A 24,835-nucleotide genomic window follows, 5' to 3' on the forward strand; every position below is an offset into this window, starting at 1 on the left:
GCCCGTAACTGTAGACCCACTGGACTGGCTTATTTTGGGCTATTGTCTGTTGCAGCTTGCATTCTGAAAGTCGCTAATCCGCTCAATACAATGACAGCAGTCCCAAGCAGTGTCAGTGTGTCCGGTATTGAGCCAAAGACAAGGTAGCCCAGCCCTATCGCCCAGATCAGATGGGTATAGGAAACAGGTGCCAAGCGGGAAAGCTGTGCTTCTGGCCTGCGATAGGCGATGGCGATGGCCACGTGCGCTGCAAGCCATAGCACCCCCATCAGCACGGACATGACGCCTTCAAAGAAATCGGGAACGACAAAAACGAACGGTTGGCCGATTGAAAGTATCACAAGCCCGCTCATCGCCGAATAAGCCAGTGTCGTTTCAAGTGAATCGACCAGTACGGCCTTGCGTGTCATCACCATTGCCGTTGCCCAGCAAGCCGCAGAGGCGATGGAAAACAGTGCCGCTGGATTATAGGCAGCCAGGCCGGGGCGCAGAATGACGATAACCCCGATCAATCCGCCTGCAACTCCAAGCCAGCGATACCAGTTCACGCGTTCTTTCAACAGAAAAACGGATAAAAGCGTGACGAATGCCGGGGAAAGAAAGACCAGCGCCGTGGCTTCGGCCATGGGCTGCAACCTCAACGCCATCACCAGCAGGATCGTCGCACCCGCCATGCCAAACCCGCGTATGATCTGGGCACCCGGTCGTGCGCTTGGTTTTGGCAATCCTTTTCGCAGACAAAGGACACCGAACAACGTGGCCGCCGCGAGATAGCGAAACCATCCTATCTGGATAGGATGAAGGCTCACCGACAGCTTCTTGGCGATTGCATCCGAAGCCGCAAAGAGCGCCATCGCCAGCAGGCACAGGAGAAGACTCTCCCTGCCCTGCCAAAGCACTCGTGAACTTATCCCCCTGCCAGGGGTGGCGACATAGTGAGCAATCATGGTCGCACTTCAGGACTTTCGGACTTCGAGAACGACACCTGCCTCGTTGCGGGTATCGAAGTAGCAAAAGCCACCGCCATCTGTCCGTTTGCCTCGAGCTATGACTGGCAAGCCCAGGCTGCGACCACGCGCTTCGGCTTCGTCGCGGTCTTCGACCTCAAAACCGAGGTGATAAACACCTTCACCCCTTTCATCGAGAAACCGCTTTTGCGGCGAGTCCAGAATACCGGGGTCGCACAGCTGTAACTGGACATTGTCAAGGTTCACGCACTTATAGCGCATAGTCTTGGATGCTTCCTCGTTGGGAACCTCAAACTCCAGATACTCGCCCGACTTAGGGTAGTCGAACCATGGTCCCACCCCAAGGCTTTCATAATAGGCTACGGCCTTCTCAAGGTCTTTGACGACGATGCAGATATGGTGAAGGTTCTGGAAGATAGTGTTCATGTGGATTTCTCGATATTGGACAATTGACAATAGTTTTCACTGCTCCCGGTTTCGGAAACCGGGAGTTGGCGTTCATCAGGGGATAGAGTGTTGACTAGGTCAGGCTAAATCTGGATTGCCGGTTCGACGATAGCCATGGTCTTTTCAACATGCTCACGCGCTGCCCGCTCGGCTTGATCTTCATCGCGCGCAATCAGGGCATCGACGATCTTTCGATGCTGGAGATTTGTCTTCTGCACTTCCTCATTCGAAAACAGGATCGGAACCCGCAACATCCAGTAGTGAAACTGTGTTCGCTCGTGGAACTGCGCCAGAAACATATTGTCTGCACTGTCTACGATCAGATTATGAAACTCATTGTTCAGGCGATTGAGTTCAGGGCGGGTCATCCCCTCTCCCGGCTCCATGGCTTCAATCAGGCGCTGAAGTTCATCGAAGGTTTCCGATGATGCATGACGGGCAGCGAGCCGCGCTGTTGCCCCTTCAATGGCCGCACGACTTTCGAATATGGCGCGTATCTGGCTGCGGTCGACATTCTCGACAACCCATCCCCGCCCCGGACCGAGCAGTCCCTCGCCTTTCAGCAACAAAAGAGCCTCGCGAACCGGCGTGCGACCAACGCCAAGCCGCTCACACAGTTCTTCTTCGAGTAAGCGCTGGCCTGGCTTCAGCTCTGAGCCCAGAATCATGCTGCGGATGCGAGTCCGAACATCTTTTCCGATAGGCTCACCGCCAGATTCTTTCTTTGCCGCCATTTTTCAGTCTCCGAATCATCCGGGCATTGTAGAGGCAGGCAATACCCGCGCAAGAAACTGTCGCGCCCGCTCGCTGTCTGGATTGGTGAAGAATTTTGCGGAATGCGCATCCTCAGCCACCTGCCCGCCTTCCATGAAGATCACGCGATCCGCGACATCGCGGGCAATCGCCATATCGTGGGTCGCGATCACCATAGTCTGGCCTTCTTCAGCCAGTGCACGAATGGTGACCACCACTTCTTGTGCCAGCTCCGGATCAAGCGCGCTCGTGGGTTCATCAAGCAGCAAGACGCGAGGCTCCATCGCCAAAGCACGGGCAATAGCAACGCGCTGCTGCTGACCGCCGGATAACGCCGAAGGATAGGAATCCGCCTTCGTTTTCAGGCCGACCTTGTCGAGCAGCGCCATTGCGACTTCAGCGGCTTCGGCTCTCGGACGCTTCAAGACGTGCACAGGGCCGCTCATGACATTCTGGATCGCCGTCATGTGACGGAAAAGGTTGAAGTGTTGAAACACCATACCAATTTTTTGCCGCTGGCGGCTGAGTTCACGATCGGAAAGCTCATGCAATGCTGTGGCGGTTTCCTGATAACCGATCAGTTCGCCATAAACATAAATCCTGCCGGAACTGATGCGGTCGAGATGATTGAGGCAGCGCAGCATGGTTGACTTTCCGGCACCCGAAGGTGCGAGCAAGGCAACTACCTGGCCTGCGGGAACATCAAAGCTCACCCCGCTGAAAGCACTCACGGAACCCCAGTTCTTTGACACATTGATCGCCGATACTGCCGGCATATTTTTGGCTGGCGCGCTCATCGTTGCGGGAATACCTTTTCTAGCGTGGTCTGGATCGCGGTCGCAAAGGCTGTCATCACGAGATACCAGAACGCCGCCACCGCAAGCAGTTCCACCACGTGGAAATTGGAGGAGTAAATGTCCGTCGCCACACGCAACAACTCAAGATAGCCGATGGCCGATGCGAGAGAAGACGACTTCAGCAGCATGATATACTGATTGCCTGCCGCCGGTATGATGATCCGTCCGGCTTGCGGAATGACCACTTGCGTCAGCACTTTTCGCTGCGTCATACCCAATGCTGTTGCGGCTTCGCGTTGTCCCTTGTCCACGGCCAGAATACCACCGCGAATGATCTCGCTCATATAGGCGCCTTCAGCCAGGCTGAGGCCTGCCAAGGCTGCGAGAAATGGCGTCACAACCGACGTTGTTGGGGCATCAATGAGCGGCAACTCCATGAACGGAAGGGCGATATAAATGCTGGGAAACATGATCGGCACGGCATTAAACCAGAAGATAAGCTGGATAAGCATCGGCGTGCCGCGAAACAGATAGACATAGATCGCGGAAATGCCCGACAGAATTGGGTTTCCACTGACGCGCATCAAAGCCGAGACAAATCCGATCAGCGTGGCAATAATCAAAGCCAGTGTTCCAAGGACCAGCGCATTGATGGCGCCCATTACGATCAGAGGACTAAAAATATAATCTCTGAAGACTGCGAAATCGAGAATCTGTGCCCGCAATGATGCCATTGCGATAGACGCGACGCAGGCCAGGACAATGGCGCCTAAAACCCACGAGCCCCAGCGGCGCCTGTGAATGATTGGCAAGTTGGAAGTTTGGTGAACAATACTGGCATCCATTGCCCTGGTTCCAATGTCAATTACGTTTGCTTGCAGGCAAATTGATTGTGATTTCCGGCAGAACGCCGCCGCCTACGCCCCATTTGTTCATGATGGATTGATAAGCGCCATCAGCCTTCATTTCTTCTGTCGCCTTTTTCACCGCATCGCGCAGGCCACTCTGGCTTTTCGCAAAGCCCCAGGACGTGATGTAAGGTGTCAGGATATAGTTGCCGCCGGCGATCGCATATTTGCCGGGAAACTGGGACCCCATATAAACGAGCGCCGGGAAATCACCCAGATAGGCGTCGACGCGTTTGAGATCGAGCTGCATGCGCGCGTCAGGCGCGGAAGGCAACTGGTCTGCAACAATAGCGGCTGCGCCATTCTTCTGGCATGTAGCAGAGGCTTCTTCGACCTTGGCCATGATGACCCGGCTTCCCAGAAGCGTCGCAACCTTCTTGCCGCAGAAATCGGCAATAGTCTTGTATTTGCTTTCGTCTTCAGCACGCACCAGCATGCTGCCGCCCGACATCATGTAGTTGACGAAATCGAGTTTCTGCTCACGCTCTTCAGTGTCGCTGATACCACCCGACGCCATGTCGAAGCGTTTTGCCTCAATACCCGGAATGAGCGCCGAATATTCGGCTTGGACGAATTGCATTTTCAGATTGAGACGCTTGGCAATTTCCCGCAGCAGATCGGCGCTCGCACCGCTGACTTCCTGGCTCCCCGGCTCGCGAAATTCAATGGGCGGAAATGTCTGTTGCGAACCAACGGTGAGTGTGCCGCGGTCGCGAATTTCCTGCGGTACCAGAGATGCCGCATCCTGCGCAAAAGCCTGTCCGGACGCCATTGCGGTTAGTGCGCAAACAGCGCTCATAAATGGAAGTCGATGCTTATTCATTAAAAGTTCCCCACTCTTTGTTTTTATCTTTGGTGTTTAAGGCGATGGGCAGCCCATCGCCTTAAAATGGCCTTACCGTGTTTCCGCACCCCGTCCCGGTATCTTGGACGGATTGGGGCGATCGGCGCGCGGGCACTCCGCAGCTGCGTCGAAAACGCCGGTGACCTTGTCAATATACTCTTGCGGGAAGTTCCACTGCTTCAAACCCGCCGGAATGTGCTCCCAGTAGAAGTTTGGCGGACGCATTGCAATGCCCGGCGTAATGAGGCGGTAGGTCCAGCAATCATACATCTTGCCGTCGTCGCCATAGACGGTGACGCAGCAACGTTCGAAGTCGTCATAGTCTTCTTCGAAGTGCTTTTCGTCATGCTCGAACACAACGCCGAATGCCTTTTCGCCATAAGCTTCCGCCGTATTGAGAAAATGGCACCAGCCACGATCCTTGCGCTCACCCGCAGCATGGAAACGGAGCGCGTGATTGGCCGCATAACCCTTGGTGATCGACTTGGCCTCCGGCATATAGCGCCCGACTTCGATGTCGTGCAGCCAGGTGCAGTAAGCGAAATAGTACATCATTACCTCTTCCAGAATGACAGCAGACCGACAGCCACCGTCACCTAAGTTTACGTGTTTCACAGGCACAGACATGCCCCGCACAACGGGGTTGGCCTCAACCTTTCCCGTATACATAAAAATATATTTTAGCGTATATTTTTGTCAAGCTTGATTATTGGCCGATACGGAAAATATCGTTTCGGGCACAGAGAGGGGAAAAACGACGGTCGGTTGGAACGTCGTTCGACTGGATTTGCGGATGCGAAAGAGGCAACCTGCCGAGCCTGCAAAAGGAAAAAAACCACTATGCAATTTGAATTCGCGCACACGCACGCCTATCCCGGATGCAAAGTCCGGATCAGTGACGAGAGTGTTGATACGGAGGCGGTCGTAATGTTCAGCGATGGCGTTATCACGCAGGCGAAATATGAACAACAAACGGATTCTATCCTCCTGTCCATATCGTCTTACGAAACAGCAAGAGGCACAAAAATAGCTGAGAAAGTTTGGATCTTACGACCTGATGTCAAACAAGGTCATTGGAAAGTCTCAGCGAGACTCCCGACATAATCACACTGATGAGCAAACAGACAATTCAGACGGTCAGGTAGCTTCTCGCCTTTGACGTGTCGAGTACTTCCGCCGGACCATCCAGAACGATTTCGCCCCGATCCATGATGTAGACGTAATCGGCGAGTTCGCGACAGAAATCGAGATATTGTTCGACCAGCAGAATGGCCATCCCAGCTGAGTCCCGCAAATAGCGGATTGCGCGGCCAATATCCTTGATGATCGACGGCTGGATGCCCTCTGTCGGCTCGTCCAGTACCAGAATACGCGGCCTCAGCACCATAGCGCGACCGATGGCGAGCTGCTGCTGCTGCCCGCCGGAAAGATCACCGCCACGACGCGGCAGCATATCCTTCAGCACCGGAAACAGGCTGAATATCTCGTCGGGAATGAACCGTTCCGAACGTTTCAGCGAAGCATACCCGCTTTCCAGATTTTCCCTCACTGTCAGCAGCGGAAATATCTCACGCCCCTGCGGAACATAGCCCATACCCCGACTGGCGCGCGCATAAGGCGGCAGATTTTTCATATCCACATCATCGAAAACGACAGTGCCGCCGCTCAGCGCCTGCTGCCCGGTAATGGCGCGCAACAAGCTGGTCTTGCCGACACCATTGCGCCCCAGAACACAGGTGATGTGTCCGGCCTCAGCCTTCAGCGACACGCCGCGCAAGGCCTGTGCCGCACCATAATGAAGGCTCACATTTTCAACGCTCAACATAAGAAGCTCCCCTTAGCGCCCAAGATAGTTCTCGATCACTTTCGGATCAGAGCTGACGAAATCGATAGACCCTTCCGCAAGCACGCTGCCTTCGGCAAGACAGGTCACCTTCACACCCAAATCGCGAATGAAGCCCATGTCGTGCTCCACCACCACAACCGAACGCGTCTTGGCGATCTCCTTGAGCAGGATGGCCGTTTCAGCGGTCTCGGCGTCCGTCATGCCTGCCACTGGTTCGTCAACCAGCAAAAGCTTGGGCTCCTGCGCCAGCAACATGCCAATTTCCAGCCACTGTTTCTGGCCATGCGAGAGATTGGCGGCGAGGTCATCACGCCGCGCCCACAGGCGCACTGTCTTCAATATTTCTTCAATGCGGTCGCGATCCGCTTTGTCCTGGCGATAAAGAAGCGTTGCAAAAACCCCGCGCTTGCGATCCAGCGCAAGCTCGATATTGTCCCAGACCGTGTGGCTTTCGAATACCGTCGGCTTCTGGAATTTGCGGCCAATGCCAATCTGGGCAATGTCGGCCTCGTCCTTCCTCGTAAGATCGATATCGCCCTCAAAGAATACGTCGCCTTCATCCGGCTTCGTCTTACCGGTGATGATATCCATCATCGTCGTCTTGCCGGCGCCGTTCGGGCCAATAATGGCCCGCAACTCGCCCGGCTCAATGACAAAGGACAGTGAGTTCAGTGCTTTGAACCCATCGAAGGAAACCGACACGCCATTAAGATAAAGCAGACTGTTGGTGGTCTCGCTCATAATGCCCCTCACTCCGCAGCCGTTGCTTGCAGTTTGGTCTCGTCTCGCGATGCCGCCGCTGGGGGTTTGCGTGACGCCATGAGTGCGCGGAACGTGCCGACAATGCCTTTTGGCAGGAAAAGCGTAACGGCGACGAACAGTGCGCCCAATACGAACAGCCACATTTCCGGAAAAGCGGTCGTGAAGACGCTTTTGCCGAAATTGACCAGCACAGCGCCAATCACCGGCCCTATAAGCGTCGCCCGACCACCCACGGCAGTCCAGATGACGACTTCGATAGAATTGGCCGGGGCGAATTCTCCCGGATTGATGATGCCGACCTGCGGCACATAAAGCGCACCCGCGACAGCCGCCATCATCGCCGAGACGGTAAAGATGAATAGCTTGTAGTTTTCCGGTCTGTAACCAAGAAATCGTGTGCGGCTTTCCGCATCGCGGACGCTGACCAAAACCTTGCCGAACTTCGATCTGACCACCGCTGAACTGAAAATCAGCGCAATAGCCAGCACGACTGCCGAAGCAGCGAAAAGCGCGGCGCGCGTGCCGTCCGCCTGAATGTTGAAGCCCAGAATATCCTTGAAATCGGTCAGGCCGTTATTACCGCCGAACCCCATTTCGTTGCGGAAGAAAGCCAACATCAACGCATAGGTCATCGCTTGCGTGATGATCGACAGATAGACACCGGTCACGCGGGAGCGGAAAGCGAACCAGCCGAAGATGAAGGCCAACGAACCCGGCACCAGCAGCACCATCAGGAATGCAAACCAGAAGTGATCGAAGCCGAACCAGTACCATGGCAATTCCTTCCAGTTGAGGAACACCATAAAATCGGGCAGCTCCGGATTTCCATAGACGCCGCGCGCGCCGATCTGGCGCACCAGATACATGCCCATGGCATAACCGCCGAGCGCGAAGAACGCGGCGTGACCCAGAGAAAGAATACCACAGAAACCCCAGACCAGATCGAGCGCCAGTGCCAGCATGGCATAGGTCAGATATTTACCGAGCAGCGACACCATATAGGTCGGCACATGCAATGGATGATCCGCTGCCGTCAGCAGGTTGAGCGCAGGAACAGCGAGGGCAGCGGCAATCAGGATTGCAGCGGCAATAAAGACACCACGGTCGAGCGTTCGGAACAGAAATGCCGTGATCATGCTTCCACCGCCCTGCCCTTGAGAGCGAACAAGCCGCGCGGACGCTTTTGAATGAAGAGAATGATGAGCACAAGCACCAGTATCTTGCCGAGTACCGCTCCGGCATAAGGTTCAAGGAACTTGTTCAGGATGCCGAGCGAGAAGGCGCCGACCAGCGTGCCCCAAAGATTACCGACACCACCGAACACCACCACCATGAAACTGTCGATGATATAGCCCTGCCCAAGATTGGGGGACACATTGTCGATCTGGGACAGTGCGACACCTGCCATGCCTGCAATACCGGAACCAAGCGCAAAGGTGAAAGCATCGATATAGGGTGTGCGAATGCCCATGGACGAAGCCATGCGCCGGTTCTGGGTGACTGCACGCATTTGCAGACCGAAGTTGGACCGCTTCAACACCGCAAGAAGCGTGAAGAAGACGGCAAGCGAGAACACGATGATCCACAGGCGGTTCCAGGTGATGGTCATGCCACCCAGCTCGAAAGCGCCCGACATCCATGTTGGATTGCCAACCTCGCGATTGGTTGGTCCAAACACCGTTCGCACGGCCTGTTGCAGGATCAGGGAAATGCCCCAGGTCGCGAGCAGTGTTTCAAGCGGGCGACCATAGAGAAACCGGATGACGCCACGTTCGATCACCAGACCGACCAGCGCCGTGAAGAGGAAAGCCAGTGGCAGGGCGATGGCAAGAGACCAGTCGAACAGCCCCGGATAATTGGTCCGAATCACCTCCTGCACCATGAAAGTGACATAGGCGCCCAGCATGACCATTTCGCCATGCGCCATGTTGATGATGCCCATAACACCGAAGGTTATGGCAAGGCCAATGGCCGCGAGCAGCAAGACGGAACCGAGCGAAAGACCATACCAGACATTCTGTCCAGCGTCCCAGAAAGCCTGCCTTTGCTCAATATGGGCGATAGCGCCATCGAGCGCCTCGGCAAGTTCAGGCTGTGCATTGGCACGAGCTGCATTCAGGACAGACAGTGTGGAGCGGTCGCCATTATCCTTCAGGAACAGCGCCGCCTTGAGCTTGTCGTCGAGTGGGCGGTCGGATGCCAGAAGTGCCGCAGCCTGCGCCTTCTCCAGAAGTGCATGGATTGTACCATCCTGTTCCTTGCCAAGCGCTGCCTCGATTGCGTCCAATGCTTCCGCATCAGGGCTTCCTGCGACAATTTCAGCTGCCTTAAGCCGCTCCGCCCGATTGGGACTCATCAACGTCAACCCACCAAGAGCCGTTCGAACCGCGCGGCGTACCGAGTTGTTCACCTTGACCTTGTCCATTGTGCCTTTGGGCGCATCACCTGCCGTCTCACTGCTAACAGGGTCAGTGAGCTGCAAGTTCGCACCCGTGGCTTTGGTGATGAAAACCCTGCCGTCGGATTTGCGCGCATAAAGATCGCCATCGCCAAGCGCGTTCAATACAGGCACGACGCGCGTGTCGCCCGTGCTTGCGAGAGCAGAAATCCGGTCCTGCATCTGGGCAAAACTCGCCTTGCCCAAAGCATCGACAAGCCCTTGAAACTCATCCGCTCGGGCTGCCGTCGCTATCGTGGCAAACAGGACAGACAAGACGAGCAGGACGGCTCGTATCCGGCGCTCCATGGCTGACTTCCTTGAATATAAAAGCATTCTTAATTTTGACCCGTTCGGATCTTTGAACTGCAAGGGGCAGGCGCCGTTCTCACCTGCCCTCTGCATCCCCCGTCTATCAGGAGCCGCCCTGACCGCCGCACTTGCCCGTTGCGACATTGAAATTGCCGCAGGACATCGGCTTGCGCCAATCAGAGATCAGATTCTTGGAATCCGGCAGATAATCGGACCATTCGTCGCCAACAATCAGACCCGGCGTCTGGCTGACAATTTCAAACTGACCGTTCGACTGGATTTCTCCAATCAGCACCGGCTTAGTGATGTGGTGGTTCGGCATCATGGTCGAATAGCCGCCCGAGAGGTTCGGTACAGACACACCGACCAGCGCATCGATGACCGCATCCTGATCGGTCGTGCCAGCCTTTTCAACGGCCTTCAACCACATGTTGAAACCAATGAAAGACGCTTCCATCGGATCGTTGGTGACGCGCTTGTCATCCTTGGTGAAGGCGTGCCAGGTTTCGATGAATTTCGCATTGGTTGGGTTGTCCACGGACTGGAAATAGTTCCATGCCGCAAGATGGCCAACCAGCGGCGCGGTATCGATACCGGCCAGTTCCTCTTCGCCAACCGAGAAGGCGACGACTGGAATATCCTCAGCCTTCACACCCTGATTTGCGAGTTCCTTATAGAAGGGCACATTGGCATCGCCATTGACGGTCGAAACCACAGCGGTCTTCTTGCCCGCCGCACCAAAGCTCTTGATCGCAGCCACTTCCGTCTGCCAGTCGGAGAAACCGAACGGCGTATAGTTGACGCGGATATCTTCCGGCTTCACACCCTTGGAGACGAGATAGGCTTCAAGAATCTTGTTGGTCGTGCGCGGATAGACATAGTCGGTGCCTTCCAGAACCCAGCGCTCAACACCCTCGTTCTCCATCAGATAATCGACAGCGGGGATTGCCTGCTGGTTTGGCGCGGCGCCCGTATAGAACACGTTGCGCTCGGATTCCTCGCCCTCGTACTGAACCGGATAGAACAGGATATTGTCGAGTTCCTTGAACACCGGCAGAACCGATTTGCGCGACACCGACGTCCAGCAGCCGAAAACGGCCGCAACCTTGTCCTGCGAAATCAGCTGACGGGCCTTTTCCGCAAAAAGCGGCCAGTCCGAAGCCGGATCGACAACGACAGCCTCAAGCTTCTTGCCAAGAAGGCCACCCTTCTTGTTCTGCTCTTCGATGAGCATCAGCATGGCATCCTTGAGCGTCGTTTCCGAGATAGCCATCGTGCCGGAAAGCGAATGAAGAATGCCAACCTTGATCGTGTCTTCCGCGGCGAGCGCGCCGGAAAGGCTAGGGATGGTGAGCGCGCTTGCAAAAAGTGCGGCAAGCATCTGCGACCGGAATGTCATTGCGTGTCCCTCTCTGTTGGTTCTCCCGGTTCTCCGGGTTATTGCCAACTATTGGGGAGAGGACGCCGTTTCCTTATACGTTAAATGACGTAGTTACCGGGGGGAAATATGCATTAGAACGAAATTCAGGTATCCGCAGATGTGCGTGAAGTTCGTTCTAATTTAGTGGCTTCATGCATCGAGCTTCCCAAAAACCGATACCGGCTTTCGGGCCGATGCATTATTGACTTAACCTGCTATCTCTCTTTGAAACGGCCGATAAGGCGCCGGAGGGGAAATGGAGCGGCATGGCAGCGCGGCAACGCATCATCCCGGTCAGAAGGGAATATAACCGCTGGGTCGCGGACGAAACGCTGGAAGATTACGCGCTGCGCTTCACAGCAAAAAGCGCGCGCCGCTTTTCATCCAATCGCATTGCCCACACAGCTATCGGCGCGATTTCCTTCCTCGCACTTGAGGCAATCGGCGGTGCCATCACCCTGTCCTACGGCACCAGCAACGCCATAGCCGCCATCATTGTCGCTAGTCTTGTCATGCTGGCGGTCGGTCTGCCCATCAGCCGCTATGCTATCCGCCATGGCGTCGACATCGATCTGCTGACCCGTGGTGCAAGCTTCGGCTATATCGGTTCGACCGTCACATCGCTTATCTACGCGACATTCACGTTCATTCTGTTCGCAATCGAAGCCTCGATCATGTCAGGCGCGCTGGAGTTGGCCTTTGGCATTCCGATGTGGATCGGCTATGTGATCAGCGCTGTCGTGGTGATACCGCTCGTCACCTATGGCGTGCGGATGATCAGCCGTTTCCAGATCGCCACCCAACCCTTCTGGATTGCGCTTAATATTCTCCCCTTCATTTTCATCGCGCTGGTCGATTGGGGAAAATTCGATCTCTGGCTGACCTTCTCCGGCATTCGCACAGGTTTTACCGGCGGAGAAAGCGCGCCCTTTGTACTGGCACAATTCGGCGCCGCCTCTGCGGTCATTCTGGCACTGATGGCGCAGATCGGCGAGCAGGTCGATTTCCTGCGCTTTCTGCCGCCAGAGGGCCAGCGCAAATGGCGGCACAAGATTGCCGTGTTTCTTGCCGGACCGGGCTGGGTCGTGCTGGGTGCGCCAAAATTGCTTGCCGGTTCGTTCCTGGTGGTGCTGACGCTGAGCGCTGGCATTCCCGCCGATGTGGCTGCCGATCCGGCGCATATGTATCTGACCGCTTTCGGCTATATGATCCCATCGCATATGGCTGCGCTGCTGCTCACCGTCGCCTTCGTTGTGGTCTCACAATTGAAGATCAATGTGATGAACGCCTATGCCGGGTCTCTGGCCTGGTCGAATTTCTTCTCCCGCCTGACTCACAGTCATCCGGGCCGTGTGGTCTGGCTGATCTTCAATGTCAGCATTGGCCTGCTTTTGATGCAACTCGGCATTTACAAGGTGCTGGAACAAACGCTCGGAGTTTTCTCCATCATTGCCATGGCGTGGCTCTGCACGATTTCCGTCGATCTTTTTGTCAATAAGCGCCTCGGTCTCTCGCCACCCGGCATCGAATTCAAACGCGCCCATCTCTACGACATCAATCCGGTTGGCACCGGCACAATGGCCATTGCCTCCATTACAGCCCTCGCCGCCCATTTCGGTGCGTTCGGCGCCATGGCTTCTGCGCTCGCACCCTATATTGCGCTGCTGGTCGCCTTTATCGTCTCTCCGCTGATCGCCTGGAAGACGGACGGCAAATATTACCTCGCCCGCAAGCCGCGCCAGTCCTGGCAGAACAAGCTCGCCATCAACTGCTCGGTTTGCGAACATGATTTCGAACCGGAAGACATGGCGTGGTGCCCGGCCTATGCCGCTCCGATCTGCTCACTGTGTTGTTCGCTCGACAGCCGCTGCCACGATCTCTGCAAGCCCAAGGCGCATCTGCGGGCGCAAAGCGCCGAAGTCGCCCATGCGCTGTTGCCCGCCGCAGTCATCGAAAAGCTCTCCACCCGGCTCGGGCGCTATGCCGTTACCGTTGCTGTTTCGGTCGCATTTCTTGGCACCATCCTCGCGCTGGTGGCCTATCACGCCGGAGCTGCATATCCGGAAACCGCGCAAGTGGTGAACCACACAATCCTGATCGTGTTCTTCGTTCTGGCGCTGATCGCGGTGATCGTCTGCTGGTTTTACGTGCTGGCCCATGACAGCCGCATCGTCGCCGAAGAGGAATCCTCCCGACAAACTGCCCTTCTGCTGAAGGAAATTTCGGCGCATAAAAAGACCGACGCCGCCCTGCAACAGGCAAAGGATAATGCAGAAGCTGCCAACAGGGCGAAGAGCCGCTATGTTGTCGGCCTTAGCCATGAACTCCGCACCCCGCTCAACGCTGTTCTGGGCTATGCGCAGATACTGGAACGCGACGAAACCATTCCGGCAGCCCGGCAACCTTCGATCAAGCTTATCCGCCGCAGCGCCGATCATCTGTCGGGACTGATTGACGGGCTTCTCGATATTTCCAAGATCGAAACCGGGCATTTGCAGGTCTATTCCAACGAAATCAACCTGCATGATTTTCTCGACCAGATTACCGACATGCTGAAGCCGCAAGCTGAAGCCAAGGGCATAACATTCCGCTACAGCAACATAGAAACGCTGCCGCAATATGTACGCACTGACGAAAAGCGCTTTCGCCAGATACTGGTCAATCTTCTGACCAATGCGATCAAATTTACCGAGAAAGGCGAAGTCGCGCTCGATGTCGCCTATCGCAATCAGGTGGCCACGTTCAGGATCATGGATACCGGGCGCGGCATTGCGGACAAGGATCTGGAGCGCGTCTTCGAACCCTTCCAGCGGGGCGAAGCCGATCACACCCGTCATCTGCCCGGCCTCGGTCTCGGCCTGACGATCACCAAGCTTTTGACCAATACGCTGGGTGGCGAACTGTCCGTTACAAGCACTTACGGCAAGGGCTCGACATTTCAGGTTCGCCTGATGCTGGGCGCCATCGACCGCCCGGTCAATCTGGCTGCACCGACGCGCAAGATCCAGAACTATACCGGGCCGCGCCGTACCCTCATCGTCGTTGACGACAATGACGATCACTGCGCCATGATGCGCGAAATCCTGTCGCCGCTCGATTTCATCGTCCTGACGGCGAAGAGCGGACCGGAATGTCTGACCTTGATCGAAGGCATTCGCCCCGACCTCTATTTCATCGATATCCGCATGCCGGAGATGAATGGCTGGGAACTGGTGGCGCGCCTGCGCGAGAAAGGCGAAGTGGCGCCGATCATCATGCTCTCAGCAAACATCGGTGACGGAACCCGGCCCGATACCTTGCCCGACAATGCCCATAACGACACACTGACCAAACCATTCGATATAAGACAAATCCACGCCAAGCTTGCCGTGCATCTCGGCTTCGAATGGATCTACGAACAAGGTGAAGAAAACAAAGCCTCCCTTCGACCTGCTGTCATCGACAGTCCTGCCCTTTCCGATTTGCACGATCTTATTCGTCTCGGTGAAATTGGTTATGTGCGGGGGATTGAAGCCAAACTCGCACTTCTTGCGCAAGACAAAAATCTTGTCCCCTTTGTCGAAAATGCAAGGGATTATATTCGCGCTTTCAACATGTCAGGCTACGATATGTTTCTGCGCAATCTCGAACAGAAACTGGACGACCAGCCATGACCGTACGCGATACCGTTCTCATTGTTGACGACTCGCCCCAAACACTTGGCTTCCTGACCGAAGCGCTGGAACAGGCCGGATATTCCGTTTTGATCGCGACATCAGGTGCAGCTGCGCTTGGCATTGCGGAACGCATTACACCGGACATGATCCTGATGGACGCAGTCATGCCGGGAATGGACGGCTTCGAAACCTGCCGCCAACTCAAGTCAAATCCGGCCATCTCGCAAGTCCCGATCGTCTTCATGACCGGCCTGACCGAAACAGAACATATCGTTCACGCGCTTGAAGCCGGTGGGGTCGATTATCTGACCAAGCCGATCAATATCGATGAATTGCGCGCGCGCATAAAAGTCCATCTGACCAATGCACGCTCTGTACAAAGCGCACGTGTGGCGCTTGATGCCAGTGGCCGGCATCTTTTCGCGGTCGATCGTGACGGAACGATCTTATGGTCCACCCCACAAGCCGTGCGCCTGATGGACAGTGTCAGCGACAGCGGGAAGGGTCAGGTGCTTTTGCAGCAGAAATGCGCGGAGCGACTTCAAGCGCGAAACCGACGCGAAATTGCCGACGATGTGCCTGAAGTCATCGCAGCCAACGGCCAGATTTCGCTGCAACTGACTCATCTCGGTTCTACAGGGCCGAATGAGTTTCTATTCCGCTTGACCGCGATCAGCGAAACCGGCGAACAGGATATGTTGCGCCGCCATTTCGGCCTGACGGCACGAGAAAGTGATGTCTTGCTTTGGGTCGCACGCGGAAAAACAAATCGCGACATCGGCACGATTCTCGACCTCAGCGCTCGCACCGTGAACAAGCACCTTGAGCAAATCTATGTGAAACTAGGCGTTGAAAACCGCGCAGCCGCAGCTGTGAAGGCGACTATAGTCGTTTACAAGTAAAATATAAATCAATAAATGCCATCATAGGTCGATAGTATATTATATCATAATTTAATTGATTACGTTCCATTAAAATTAAAATAAGCACAAACTCGTGATTTTTCTGTCGCATTTTTCGGCGTATAACTTGTTAAATATATCATTTATTAAATGGTGATAATTTACCGAGAATTTATACGCAAATATTATTGAATTCCGCCTTATATAATCAGGACTAATATGGACATTGATAGAATACGCCAGCAGGCTTATGCCATGCCGCTGACCAGCCCGTCCTTCGGTCGGGGCCCGTTTCGCTTCTGCAATCGGGAATTTTTAGTCTTAACCTACCGAACGGACATGGATGCTCTCCGGGCCGTGGTCCCTGAGCCGTTGGAGGTTCATGAACCCATTGTACATTACGAATTTATTCGCATGCCCGATTCCGCTGGATTTGGTAGCTACACTGAGAGCGGCCAGGTTATTCCGGTCAGCCTTCATGATGTCAAAGGCAGCTACACCCACGCCATGTATTTGGACGACCACGCACCAATTGCGGGTGGCCGTGAGATCTGGGGCTTCCCCAAGAAATTTGCACAGCCTCGTCTGGAGGTCGTTCAGGATACGTTGATCGGCACCCTGGATTACGGTCCAGTGCGTATTGCCACTGGCACCATGGGTTACAAATATCAAGATATGGAACAGGCGAAACTGCTCGACGATATGAAGCGTCCCGGCTTTCTGCTGAAAATCATTCCGCATGTGGACGGTAGTCTGCGGATTTGCGAACTGGTTCAGTATCACATGGGCGATATTCGTCTGCAGGGGGCCTGGTCTGGACCCGGCGCATTGGAACTGCATCCACACGCACTGGCACCAGTCGCAAAGCTACCAGTACGAGAAGTATTATCCGCAAGTCATTACATCGCCGACCTGACCCTGATGCACGGGCGCGTGGTTCATGACTACCTCGCCTGATGCTGGATGACTGGCATCAACCAAGTTGTACTGCGCAGTTGGCGTTATCCAACATCCTCGCTCGGATCACGCGCTCAAAGGAATAGTAAACATGTTTTTGAAAAACAAAGTTGCACTCATCACCGGCTCCGGTGGCGGCTTGGGCAGAAGCATTGCATTGCGATACGCTGAGGAAGGAGCGAAAGTTATCGTTTCCGACCTGTCGTCGGACGCTGTCGCCAAGACCGTGGAAGACATAGAAGCTCTCGGAGGAGAGGCTTTTGGCACTATCATGGACGTGTCGGATGAAGGACAAGTCGATACCGGTGTAAAAGACGCAGCTGCCCATTTCGGTACGATTGATATTCTTATTAGCAATGCGGGAATACAGATCGTTCGACCCGTAGAAGAATTCACACTGGCTGAATGGAAGAAGATGTTGGCCGTCCATCTGGATGGCGCGTTTTTAACCACCCGCGCCTGCCTTAAGCATATGTATGCCCAGAAACAGGGTAGCATCATTTATATGGGTCTGCGCACGCCAAAACAGCTTCTAAGTTGAAGGCGCCCTATGTAACGGCAAACCACGGACTTCTTGGATTATGTCGTGTTGTGGCTAAAGAAGGCGCAGCGCGGAGTGTAAGGGCCAACATGATTTGCCCCGGTTACGTCCGTACTCCGCTCGTCGACAAACAAATCCCGCAGCAAGCTGCCGAATTGGGTATCTCGGAAGATGAGGTCATCAAGATGATGTTGTCCGAAACCGTTGATGGCGAGTTTACGACAGAGAAAGACATCGCAGATGTCGCGGTTTTTCTGGGTGACTTCGAAACCAGTGCACTTACAGGGCAATCCCTGCTCGTGAGCCATGGCTGGATGATGGAATAACGATCACTGCCTGAGAAAACTGACCCGAAGCGTTCACCAAACCGTTTCTCATCATGGTAATCACCCGAGTAAAATTGATGAAACAAGCTATCAAAAGAAATCGATATTTTTCCCCTTTAGCCCAATACCTGAGATGCCGCATACCGGTTACCCTCGCCTTGACGGCCTGCCTGTTGTCCAGTGCCGCGCATGCCGCCACGATACAAACGGATCAACAGCAATATGCGAAGCAATGGCAACAAGAGCACGGTTCCCTAACCGCGGCTCCACCGCCTGCACTAGCCGCTTTTTTGGCTGAGCATACAACCAAGCCTGTGTCTCATTTTGATACCCTCAGCACCCGCGAGGGGCTAGCGCAATTGACACATCAGTACACTACGCCTCCGTCTGAAGATCTGGCAGTCGTTAATGTCGATGTCGACGCAGATGGACGACGAATTCCGGTGCGTATTTACCAAAGCAACGCCAGCACACCGCAATTAACCGCAGCCGAGCAGAGCGACGAGAAGGCACCGGGCGTTCTGTTCTTTATTTACGGCGGCGGCCATCTGAGTGGTTCTGTCAGTGTGTATGATCCTGTGGCTCGTCACCTGGCCGTAAGCACCGGCAACACTGTAATCGCCGTTGATTATCGACGTGCCCCGGAAAACCCATTTCCGGCTGGGTTGGACGATGCACGCGCCGTTCTGTTGCAGGCCTACCATCTGCTGGATCAACAGAACATCCCCTATCAGCATCAACTCACACTGGTTGGCGACAGCGGCGGAGGAGCGTTTAGCGCAACCTTGACTGCGGAGATGCAAACCTCCCAGCCCGACCTTATCAATCGTCTGGTCCTTATTTATCCGAGCCTCGATTACACATTGAGCTGGCCGTCAGTGAAGGAGAACGGGACAGGGAAACTACTGGATGAGACGAAGGTGCGATGGTACTTCGATCAATATTTCCAGCATAACGAAGACCGTCTTGCGCATTCCCCACTTAACATGCCGGTGACAAAAGCGTGGCCCCCAATACTATTGTTCAGTGGTGGCCTTGACCCGCTGCGTGATGAGGATTTTGCTTTTGTGGCCCGGTTGAAAGCCTCTGGCATTCCCGTAAAGCATGTGCACTTTCCAGACGTAGTGCATGCCTATCTCATGCTAGAGAATCTGGTGCCGCTGGAAGCCAAAGCAACATATCAAGCCATTGGTGATTTTGTTCGGGAAGACCATTTGGCCAAAGACTGAACTAGCTAGATCTATCTCCAGGATCACTTAGAAATGGCAACCCATTACATAGCGCTGCCATTTGTGTTCGAGCTTTGAGGCACGACACACAGTTATCCATCTCGAACACGAGACATCCTAAGAATCCAATCAAAGTGAGGTCAGCAAGACGGTTGGTTCCAACCTGGCTGGGCCCTGATAGGGATTGGCATGAATTGCCAATATCCATAAACACAAGGTTGCGCTCAGTGCATATATGAGAAGAGCAACACGTCCCGCGCGAATTCTATCCGAATGGGTGGATGCAATGGTGATGATTGTCATGATCGTCAGAGAAATAACGAGATACCATTTATAGGAATCGACAGATGTGGCGCCAACCGACAGCCGCATGCTTCTCGCGTCTTGCAAAATATCAAGATCGTTCAAAAGATGCGAAATGATTGGCGTTGGAATGTTCTCCTTGCTCATTTTCAGTATCACGTCACGGATAGCCTGAAGCGATTTTTCAACGGAAGAAGCCGGAGACAGGTTGATATTCTTGATCCATTCATCGTCGACAACTGCGGTCCTGTAACGCGTCAAAGCTTCACGCAGCGGAACGGCACCGATCTCCGGTGAATCTGCGATGCCGACCAATCGAACGATTGCTGAGCGCTCATCGCTCGTCGCCTGATTTGCCTTTGACGTAATCGCCCAGATATCTGCTGCCACAAAGCCCAGTGCAAGCGCCCAAGCTGTCGCCACAGTGGCAATGAAAGCCCCTATCGGTATGGAGAGCGGATCACGTTTTGCATAATGCGCAAAGACATACAGCATTCCGCGCCCAAACAGAAAGAATGCCCCTCCCAGAGCGGCAAAGGCAAGGAAAGACATGTAGACGGAAAGAGAAAAGATCGTAACCATTCAACAGCCCCGATTTCTATTTGATTTCCGAAATTATTGTTACGGCATAGACTTTTTATCGACAATGGCGATTGCAGATTTCTTGAATGCTAGACAATAGTCACATGCATTTGACCTATACCGCTCAGACGAGGTATTTTCACCGAAGCAATCAAAACTGCTCGTCACTTCCCCAACCACAGGGTCCCTATCTGGAGAACCAACATGCTGAAAAATCTGTCGATTGCAGCGACCAGCGTTTTACTACTTGGCGGCTACGTCAATTCTGCATCAGGCGCTTCGATTGGCGCGGGGAACGCCTATCCTGTCAGCGACTACGTCTGCAAAGACGGCACGAAACTGGCGGTGCGGCTGATGGGCGAACATGCTTCTGTTTCGGTGAATGGCAAACCGGCAATTGAACTGGCCGCTGTGGGAGATAAAGGAACGCGTTTTTCAGATGGCAAGCACACACTGACCATCACACAGGGGGATTTATCGTGGGGCGTTGGTCAAGTTGCAATGTCTGCATGCACTGGCGGTTGAGTGTCATCGCTGGCTAAAAGCCGAAATTGCTATTAATGAAGCAGTCCAAGCCATGGGCTGCCTGTGAGAATTTGGAATGATCATAAGAGATTTGAATGAAATTTCTTCACACGGCTGATATGCATCTGGGCCGACAATTCAACGGGATATCGCTGGAAGAGGACCATGGTGCGGCTCTCGATCAGATTGTCGAGGCGATCCACGTTCATCAGCCGAATGCGCTCATCATCGCGGGCGACATTTTTGATCGCGCTGCACCTCCGGCAACAGCAGTGCGCCAGTTCAACGCGTTCATGCGGCGCGTTTCAGAAGAGACAGATGCCGCCGTTTTGCTGATTGCCGGGAACCATGATTCCGGCGACAGGATTGAAGCCATGTCGGTCCGAACCGACACCAGAGGTGGCATCATCCGCGGAATGATCTCTGCCGATGAACGTCCGTTTGTGCTTCATGACGATCACGGACCCGTCGTCTTTTCCGGCCTGCCATTTTCCTATGAATATGCCGCACGCGAATGCTTTGGCGACGAAACATTGGCTACGCCTGAAGATGTGTTGAAAACGCAAGTTGCCGCCGCACGTAAACATGTTCCGGATGGCGCGCGCTGGGTCATACTGGCCCATGCTTTTGTGGCGGGCGCAGAACCAAGCGACGCGGAACGACCGCTTGCCCGCGTTGGCGGCATTGAAACCGTCAGTCCGGCTATCTTTTCTGACGCTTCTTATGTAGCGCTGGGACATTTGCATCGTCCACAAACAGCGGGCGGCGATCACATTCGCTATTCCGGTGCCCCCCTCGCCTTTGGCTTTGACGAAGTGGACCATGTGAAATCCATGAATCTTGTCGAGATCGACGCTGATGGTGCGGTGATAATCGAGGAAATCCCGTTTCAACCCATCAGGCAGGTGCGGGTCTTGAAAGGACGACATGCGGAGCTTCTTACTCACGCCAGGTCAGAAGATTTCATCAAGGCCGTCCTGACTGACGAGATACCAATTATCGAGGCCATGAAGCGGCTGCGCGAGGTGTTTCCAAACGCTTGCCAGCTGACTTACCAGCGTGACGAGCGCGCCGCCGCGCAAAAATCCCTCTCGATTTCTGACTTTCAGGCGATCAAACCAATGGATTTGGTCGCAGCCTTTGTCGAACAGGTTCGCGCTGATCCGATCACAGAACCGGAACGCGATGTCGTCGAAACAGCCTTGAGCGATATTCATCAGTCCGAGGATGCGGCATGAAACCCGTACGACTGATAATGCAGGCCTTCGGGCCATATAGCAAACAAGAGACCGTCGATTTCCGCGAGGCTGTCGATGCTGGTCTTTTCGGTATTTACGGCCAGACAGGTTCCGGCAAATCGACAATTTTCAGCGCCATGACTTTCGCTCTCTTCGGTGAAGCCGCGAAGGCCGAGCAGGAAACACCGAGTCTGCGGTCCGATAATGCTGACGCAAACCGTCCGACCGAAGTCGAGTTTGTGTTCGATATTGCAGATCGCCGCTACGTCGCGCGCCGCCGGCCGGAACAATCCCGGCCAAAGCAGCGCGGGAATGGCGAAACCAGAGATCCACATGAAGCCTGGCTGTTCGATGCAACAGGCATGGCGCTCGATGAGATCACACCGGAGCGTCCGGGCAAAGTGATTGAAGAAAAGAAGGTCGGCCCGGTTGGCAAAGCCATCGAGGATCTGCTCGGCTATGGCGCCGATCAGTTTCGCCAGATTGTGCTTCTGCCGCAGGGGCGGTTTGAAGCTTTTCTCGCTGCCGATACCAAGGCGCGTCTTGGCATCTTGCGCGATTTGTTCGATGTTTCCCTTTATCGGCGACTGGCCGCGCGGATGAAAGCCGATGCTGAAGCAGTCGAGCGACAGTTTCGCACCGAACGGGAAGTATTTGCGCGTCGGTTGAATGCAGAAGGTTTTGAAAGTCTCGACGCTCTGAGGTCGGGCATTGAAGAAAGCAACACGTCCTGCACCGATCTGGCGGCAGTCGAAGCCAGTCAACGAGAGGCGCAAAAGAAAGCGCATACCGAACTTGAGACCGCGAAAGCACTGGATCGTCTATTTGAGACGGCCATCAAGGCCTCTAACGAGGTGAATACTCTACAGCAACAGGCTTCCGATATTGATGCAATTGCGAAGAAGCTGCAATCCGCCGAACGTGCTCGCCTGTTGCTCGACGTCGAACGGCATGTATTGGAAACAACTGCGGAACTGACTGCAGCGGAAACGGCCCTTGGTGTATCTGTTCAAAAACTTGCCGCTGCAACCACAGCTGAAACACTTGCCCGAACTGCACATGAAGCTGAAGAAGCCAAGGCCAGCGAGATCGAGCAATTGCGACGCGGTATCGAAGCAATGCAGCGTCACCAGAAAATACTTGAGCGATCCATCGCCATATCGCAAGACGTTGCACAGGCAACTGATGAACGCCGGAAGCACCATGCGGCTCTGCAAAAGAGCCTTGAGACAATTACCGCTCTCAACACTCGCAAGCAAACGCAGCAAGACGGTTTGAAATCAGCGCGTTTGGCTGCGAGCAAGCGGCAGGAACTGCTCGTAAAGCGCAGTCAACTCGAGCATGCGATTACACATGCCGAGGCTGTCGAGAAGGCGCAGGCTGATGCCGCATTCTCCAAGGCGAATGTCGAGACGTTATCAGCACGTCACCGTGGAGAGCTTAACGCCGCTGGAGAAGCGAAAGGCGCTTTTATCGAAGCGGAGCGGCAGCTTTCCAGCGCACAGGCGTTGCATCTGGCGAGCAAACTCGTTCCCGGCGAGCCTTGCCCGGTTTGTGGCGCCAATGATCATCCAATGCCGGCAACTGGCAATCCACACCACACTGGACTTACTGATGCTTTTCGTCAGACGAAGGAACTTTGGGAGCAGCGGCAATCCATCGAGCGCGATACGCATGCAAATCTCGTATCGGCGCAAAGTATTCTTGTTGAACGCCAGAACCGCGTGTCAGAGTTGAACCCTGCCGAGTGCCCTTTGGCGGAACTCCGCGCAGCATTCGCCAAGATAAAACAAGATATCGAAGCGCTCGGCCCTGTTCTGGACATCGCTCTTGCCGAAGGGCAATTTGAAGAGACAGAAACGCGAATAGTGGCAGCTGAACAATTCCGCGATCAACATCGGACTGCTCTTCAGACGGCGGAAACGGAACTGGCAAGTGCGCGAGTGCGCCTTGAAGAGATGTTGTCCGATATCCCGGAAGAACATCGCGAGGCTGCCCGTCTTGCCGAGTTTATCGCAAGTCGTGCTGATGTTCTCACAAGACGGGAAACCGCACGAAAAACGGCTCTGGAGGCTGCAACGGTAACTCGCGAAACCGCGTTGTCTTCCCTGAAGCAACAGGAAAGCGCGCAAGAGCGGGTGGAAGAACAGCGCCTTCGGCTGAGCCGCACCCAAGACGAGTTCACTTCGCGCCTGAAGGCTGCGGCATTGACCCACGAAGAATACCTCGCGCTCAAACCCGCTTTTGCCACGATCAATCAGGACCGGGAGATCGTCGAAAATTACCGCCGCACCTTGTTTGTTGCCGAAGACACAGCACGAAAAGCCACGGCGGCAGTTGCAACTCTCGAGCGCCCTGCCCTGCCGCCATTCGAAATGGCGTTGCAGGACGCGGATGTGACACTTCAAAAAGCGCAGACGGATCTTGCAACTGCGGCAGCGCGCCGTGGTCAATTGAACAAGTTGCTGGCTGAACTCGCTGATACAATCAACCGGCTGGAAAAAGCGGAAGCCGAGAGCGGACCATTGCGCGAGCTGGCAGCACTCTTCGATTCCAAAAACTCACAGAATCTCGATATTGAAACTTTTGCAATTGGTGCCATGTTCGATCAGGTGCTGATCGCCGCCAATCAACGCCTCAACCCGATGTCCGGCGGACGCTATACGCTTGAGCGCGCCCTTGAAGGTTCCGGGCGCGGTCGGCGTGGTCTCGGCATTCAAGTGCACGACACTTACACCGGAAAACCTCGTCCCACAGCCACGCTTTCCGGTGGCGAGAGCTTTATTGCCGCTCTTGCACTGGCACTCGGCCTAGCCGATGTCGTTGAAAGCGCAAATGGCAAAGTCCGGCTCGATACCATCTTCATCGATGAAGGCTTTGGCAGCCTCGACACCGAGAACGGTACCGGCACACTCGATCAGGTCCTGCAAGCGCTCAATACGCTGGTCAGCCAAAACCGTGCGGTCGGGTTGATTTCGCATGTTCCGTTGGTGCAAGAGGCCATCCCAAATGGCTTTTACATACGGAAGGACCTTTCGGGGAGCCGCGTCGAGCAACGCGGGATGGTTTGATCGGTGCGTCT

At 54.6% G+C, this 24,835-nt stretch carries 21 protein-coding genes and 1 pseudogene; 8 read left to right on the top strand and 14 right to left on the bottom strand.

Translation table 11 applies throughout. From position 1 onward, the window contains the following. Positions 1 to 29: 29 nt before the first annotated feature. The 13 genes from FHW00_RS19720 to urtA form a co-directional block, all read right to left on the bottom strand. On the bottom strand, positions 30 to 899 hold the full coding sequence (locus FHW00_RS19720; protein ID WP_176168362.1) for a DMT family transporter: 870 nt from the start codon (positions 897 to 899) through the stop codon (positions 30 to 32). Positions 900 to 956: 57 nt separating this feature from the next. Beyond that, entirely contained in the window at positions 957 to 1,394 is a 438-nt protein-coding gene (locus tag FHW00_RS19725; RefSeq protein WP_078340241.1) for a VOC family protein, read from the bottom strand. 104 nt (positions 1,395 to 1,498) lie between these two features. Continuing rightward, positions 1,499 to 2,149: a GntR family transcriptional regulator gene (locus tag FHW00_RS19730; protein ID WP_078340242.1), complete on the bottom strand. Its 651-nt coding sequence runs from the start codon at positions 2,147 to 2,149 to the stop codon at positions 1,499 to 1,501. A gap of 15 nt (positions 2,150 to 2,164) precedes the next feature. Continuing rightward, positions 2,165 to 2,965 carry an amino acid ABC transporter ATP-binding protein gene (locus FHW00_RS19735; RefSeq protein WP_078340243.1) on the bottom strand — a complete coding sequence of 267 codons (801 nt, stop codon included), beginning with the start codon at positions 2,963 to 2,965 and terminating at the stop codon, positions 2,165 to 2,167. Further along, the gene (locus FHW00_RS19740; protein ID WP_445557980.1) at positions 2,962 to 3,627 is read right to left on the bottom strand and encodes an amino acid ABC transporter permease; all 666 of its coding nucleotides are present in this window, start codon (positions 3,625 to 3,627) and stop codon (positions 2,962 to 2,964) included. The genes FHW00_RS19735 and FHW00_RS19740 overlap by 4 nt, the downstream gene beginning before the upstream one ends. Before the next feature lie 199 nt (positions 3,628 to 3,826). Next, positions 3,827 to 4,696, bottom strand: a complete 870-nt coding sequence (locus FHW00_RS19745) for an ABC transporter substrate-binding protein (RefSeq protein WP_078340245.1) — start codon at positions 4,694 to 4,696, stop codon at positions 3,827 to 3,829. A 72-nt stretch (positions 4,697 to 4,768) separates the two neighbouring features. Beyond that, entirely contained in the window at positions 4,769 to 5,272 is a 504-nt protein-coding gene (locus tag FHW00_RS19750; RefSeq protein ID WP_235889748.1) for a gamma-glutamylcyclotransferase family protein, read from the bottom strand. A 141-nt stretch (positions 5,273 to 5,413) separates the two neighbouring features. Next, positions 5,414 to 5,686, bottom strand: coding sequence for a hypothetical protein (locus FHW00_RS19755; protein ID WP_139364425.1), 273 nt, complete (start codon positions 5,684 to 5,686; stop codon positions 5,414 to 5,416). Between the two features lie 160 nt (positions 5,687 to 5,846). Then, positions 5,847 to 6,542, bottom strand: coding sequence for an urea ABC transporter ATP-binding subunit UrtE (gene urtE / locus FHW00_RS19760; protein WP_078340248.1), 696 nt, complete (start codon positions 6,540 to 6,542; stop codon positions 5,847 to 5,849). Between the two features lie 12 nt (positions 6,543 to 6,554). After that, positions 6,555 to 7,304 (bottom strand): urea ABC transporter ATP-binding protein UrtD, encoded by a 750-nt coding sequence (gene urtD, locus FHW00_RS19765; protein WP_078340249.1) that lies wholly within the window; start codon positions 7,302 to 7,304, stop codon positions 6,555 to 6,557. A gap of 8 nt (positions 7,305 to 7,312) precedes the next feature. Next, positions 7,313 to 8,461, bottom strand: a complete 1,149-nt coding sequence (gene urtC / locus FHW00_RS19770; protein ID WP_078340250.1) for an urea ABC transporter permease subunit UrtC — start codon at positions 8,459 to 8,461, stop codon at positions 7,313 to 7,315. Further along, positions 8,458 to 10,071, bottom strand: coding sequence for an urea ABC transporter permease subunit UrtB (gene urtB, locus FHW00_RS19775; protein WP_078340251.1), 1,614 nt, complete (start codon positions 10,069 to 10,071; stop codon positions 8,458 to 8,460). The genes urtC and urtB overlap by 4 nt, the downstream gene beginning before the upstream one ends. Positions 10,072 to 10,177: 106 nt before the next feature. After that, positions 10,178 to 11,455: an urea ABC transporter substrate-binding protein gene (urtA, locus tag FHW00_RS19780; RefSeq protein WP_440632242.1), complete on the bottom strand. Its 1,278-nt coding sequence runs from the start codon at positions 11,453 to 11,455 to the stop codon at positions 10,178 to 10,180. 305 nt (positions 11,456 to 11,760) lie between these two features. On the opposite strand from urtA, the gene FHW00_RS19785 reads away from it, so the two are divergent. The 5 genes and pseudogenes from FHW00_RS19785 to FHW00_RS19805 all read left to right on the top strand — a co-directional run bounded on the left by FHW00_RS19785 (position 11,761) and on the right by FHW00_RS19805 (position 19,105). Beyond that, positions 11,761 to 15,147 carry a hybrid sensor histidine kinase/response regulator gene (locus FHW00_RS19785; protein WP_078340253.1) on the top strand — a complete coding sequence of 1,129 codons (3,387 nt, stop codon included), beginning with the start codon at positions 11,761 to 11,763 and terminating at the stop codon, positions 15,145 to 15,147. Beyond that, positions 15,144 to 16,052 (top strand): response regulator transcription factor, encoded by a 909-nt coding sequence (locus tag FHW00_RS19790; protein ID WP_078340254.1) that lies wholly within the window; start codon positions 15,144 to 15,146, stop codon positions 16,050 to 16,052. The genes FHW00_RS19785 and FHW00_RS19790 overlap by 4 nt, the downstream gene beginning before the upstream one ends. A 219-nt stretch (positions 16,053 to 16,271) precedes the next feature. Continuing rightward, positions 16,272 to 17,009: an acetoacetate decarboxylase gene (locus FHW00_RS19795; RefSeq protein WP_078340255.1), complete on the top strand. Its 738-nt coding sequence runs from the start codon at positions 16,272 to 16,274 to the stop codon at positions 17,007 to 17,009. 91 nt (positions 17,010 to 17,100) lie between these two features. Further along, positions 17,101 to 17,876: pseudogene (locus tag FHW00_RS19800) on the top strand (3-hydroxybutyrate dehydrogenase). A gap of 77 nt (positions 17,877 to 17,953) precedes the next feature. Next, a complete protein-coding gene (locus FHW00_RS19805) occupies positions 17,954 to 19,105 on the top strand; it encodes an alpha/beta hydrolase (protein ID WP_176168363.1) in 1,152 nt (383 codons plus the stop codon). 129 nt (positions 19,106 to 19,234) lie between these two features. Here the strand turns inward: FHW00_RS19805 and FHW00_RS19810 are convergent, their stop codons facing one another. Next, positions 19,235 to 19,990 (bottom strand): bestrophin-like domain, encoded by a 756-nt coding sequence (locus FHW00_RS19810; RefSeq protein ID WP_078340257.1) that lies wholly within the window; start codon positions 19,988 to 19,990, stop codon positions 19,235 to 19,237. Between the two features lie 204 nt (positions 19,991 to 20,194). On the opposite strand from FHW00_RS19810, the gene FHW00_RS19815 reads away from it, so the two are divergent. The 3 genes from FHW00_RS19815 (at position 20,195) to FHW00_RS19825 (ending at position 24,824) form a co-directional block, all read left to right on the top strand. Next, positions 20,195 to 20,515 carry a hypothetical protein gene (locus FHW00_RS19815; RefSeq protein WP_445557981.1) on the top strand — a complete coding sequence of 107 codons (321 nt, stop codon included), beginning with the start codon at positions 20,195 to 20,197 and terminating at the stop codon, positions 20,513 to 20,515. Positions 20,516 to 20,610: 95 nt separating this feature from the next. After that, positions 20,611 to 21,753, top strand: a complete 1,143-nt coding sequence (locus FHW00_RS19820; protein ID WP_078340258.1) for an exonuclease SbcCD subunit D — start codon at positions 20,611 to 20,613, stop codon at positions 21,751 to 21,753. Next, positions 21,750 to 24,824: an AAA family ATPase gene (locus tag FHW00_RS19825; protein WP_078340259.1), complete on the top strand. Its 3,075-nt coding sequence runs from the start codon at positions 21,750 to 21,752 to the stop codon at positions 24,822 to 24,824. The genes FHW00_RS19820 and FHW00_RS19825 overlap by 4 nt, the downstream gene beginning before the upstream one ends. Positions 24,825 to 24,835: the final 11 nt, after the last annotated feature.

This window comes from Ochrobactrum sp. P6BSIII (assembly GCF_014138065.1).
Taxonomy (GTDB): domain Bacteria; phylum Pseudomonadota; class Alphaproteobacteria; order Rhizobiales; family Rhizobiaceae; genus Brucella.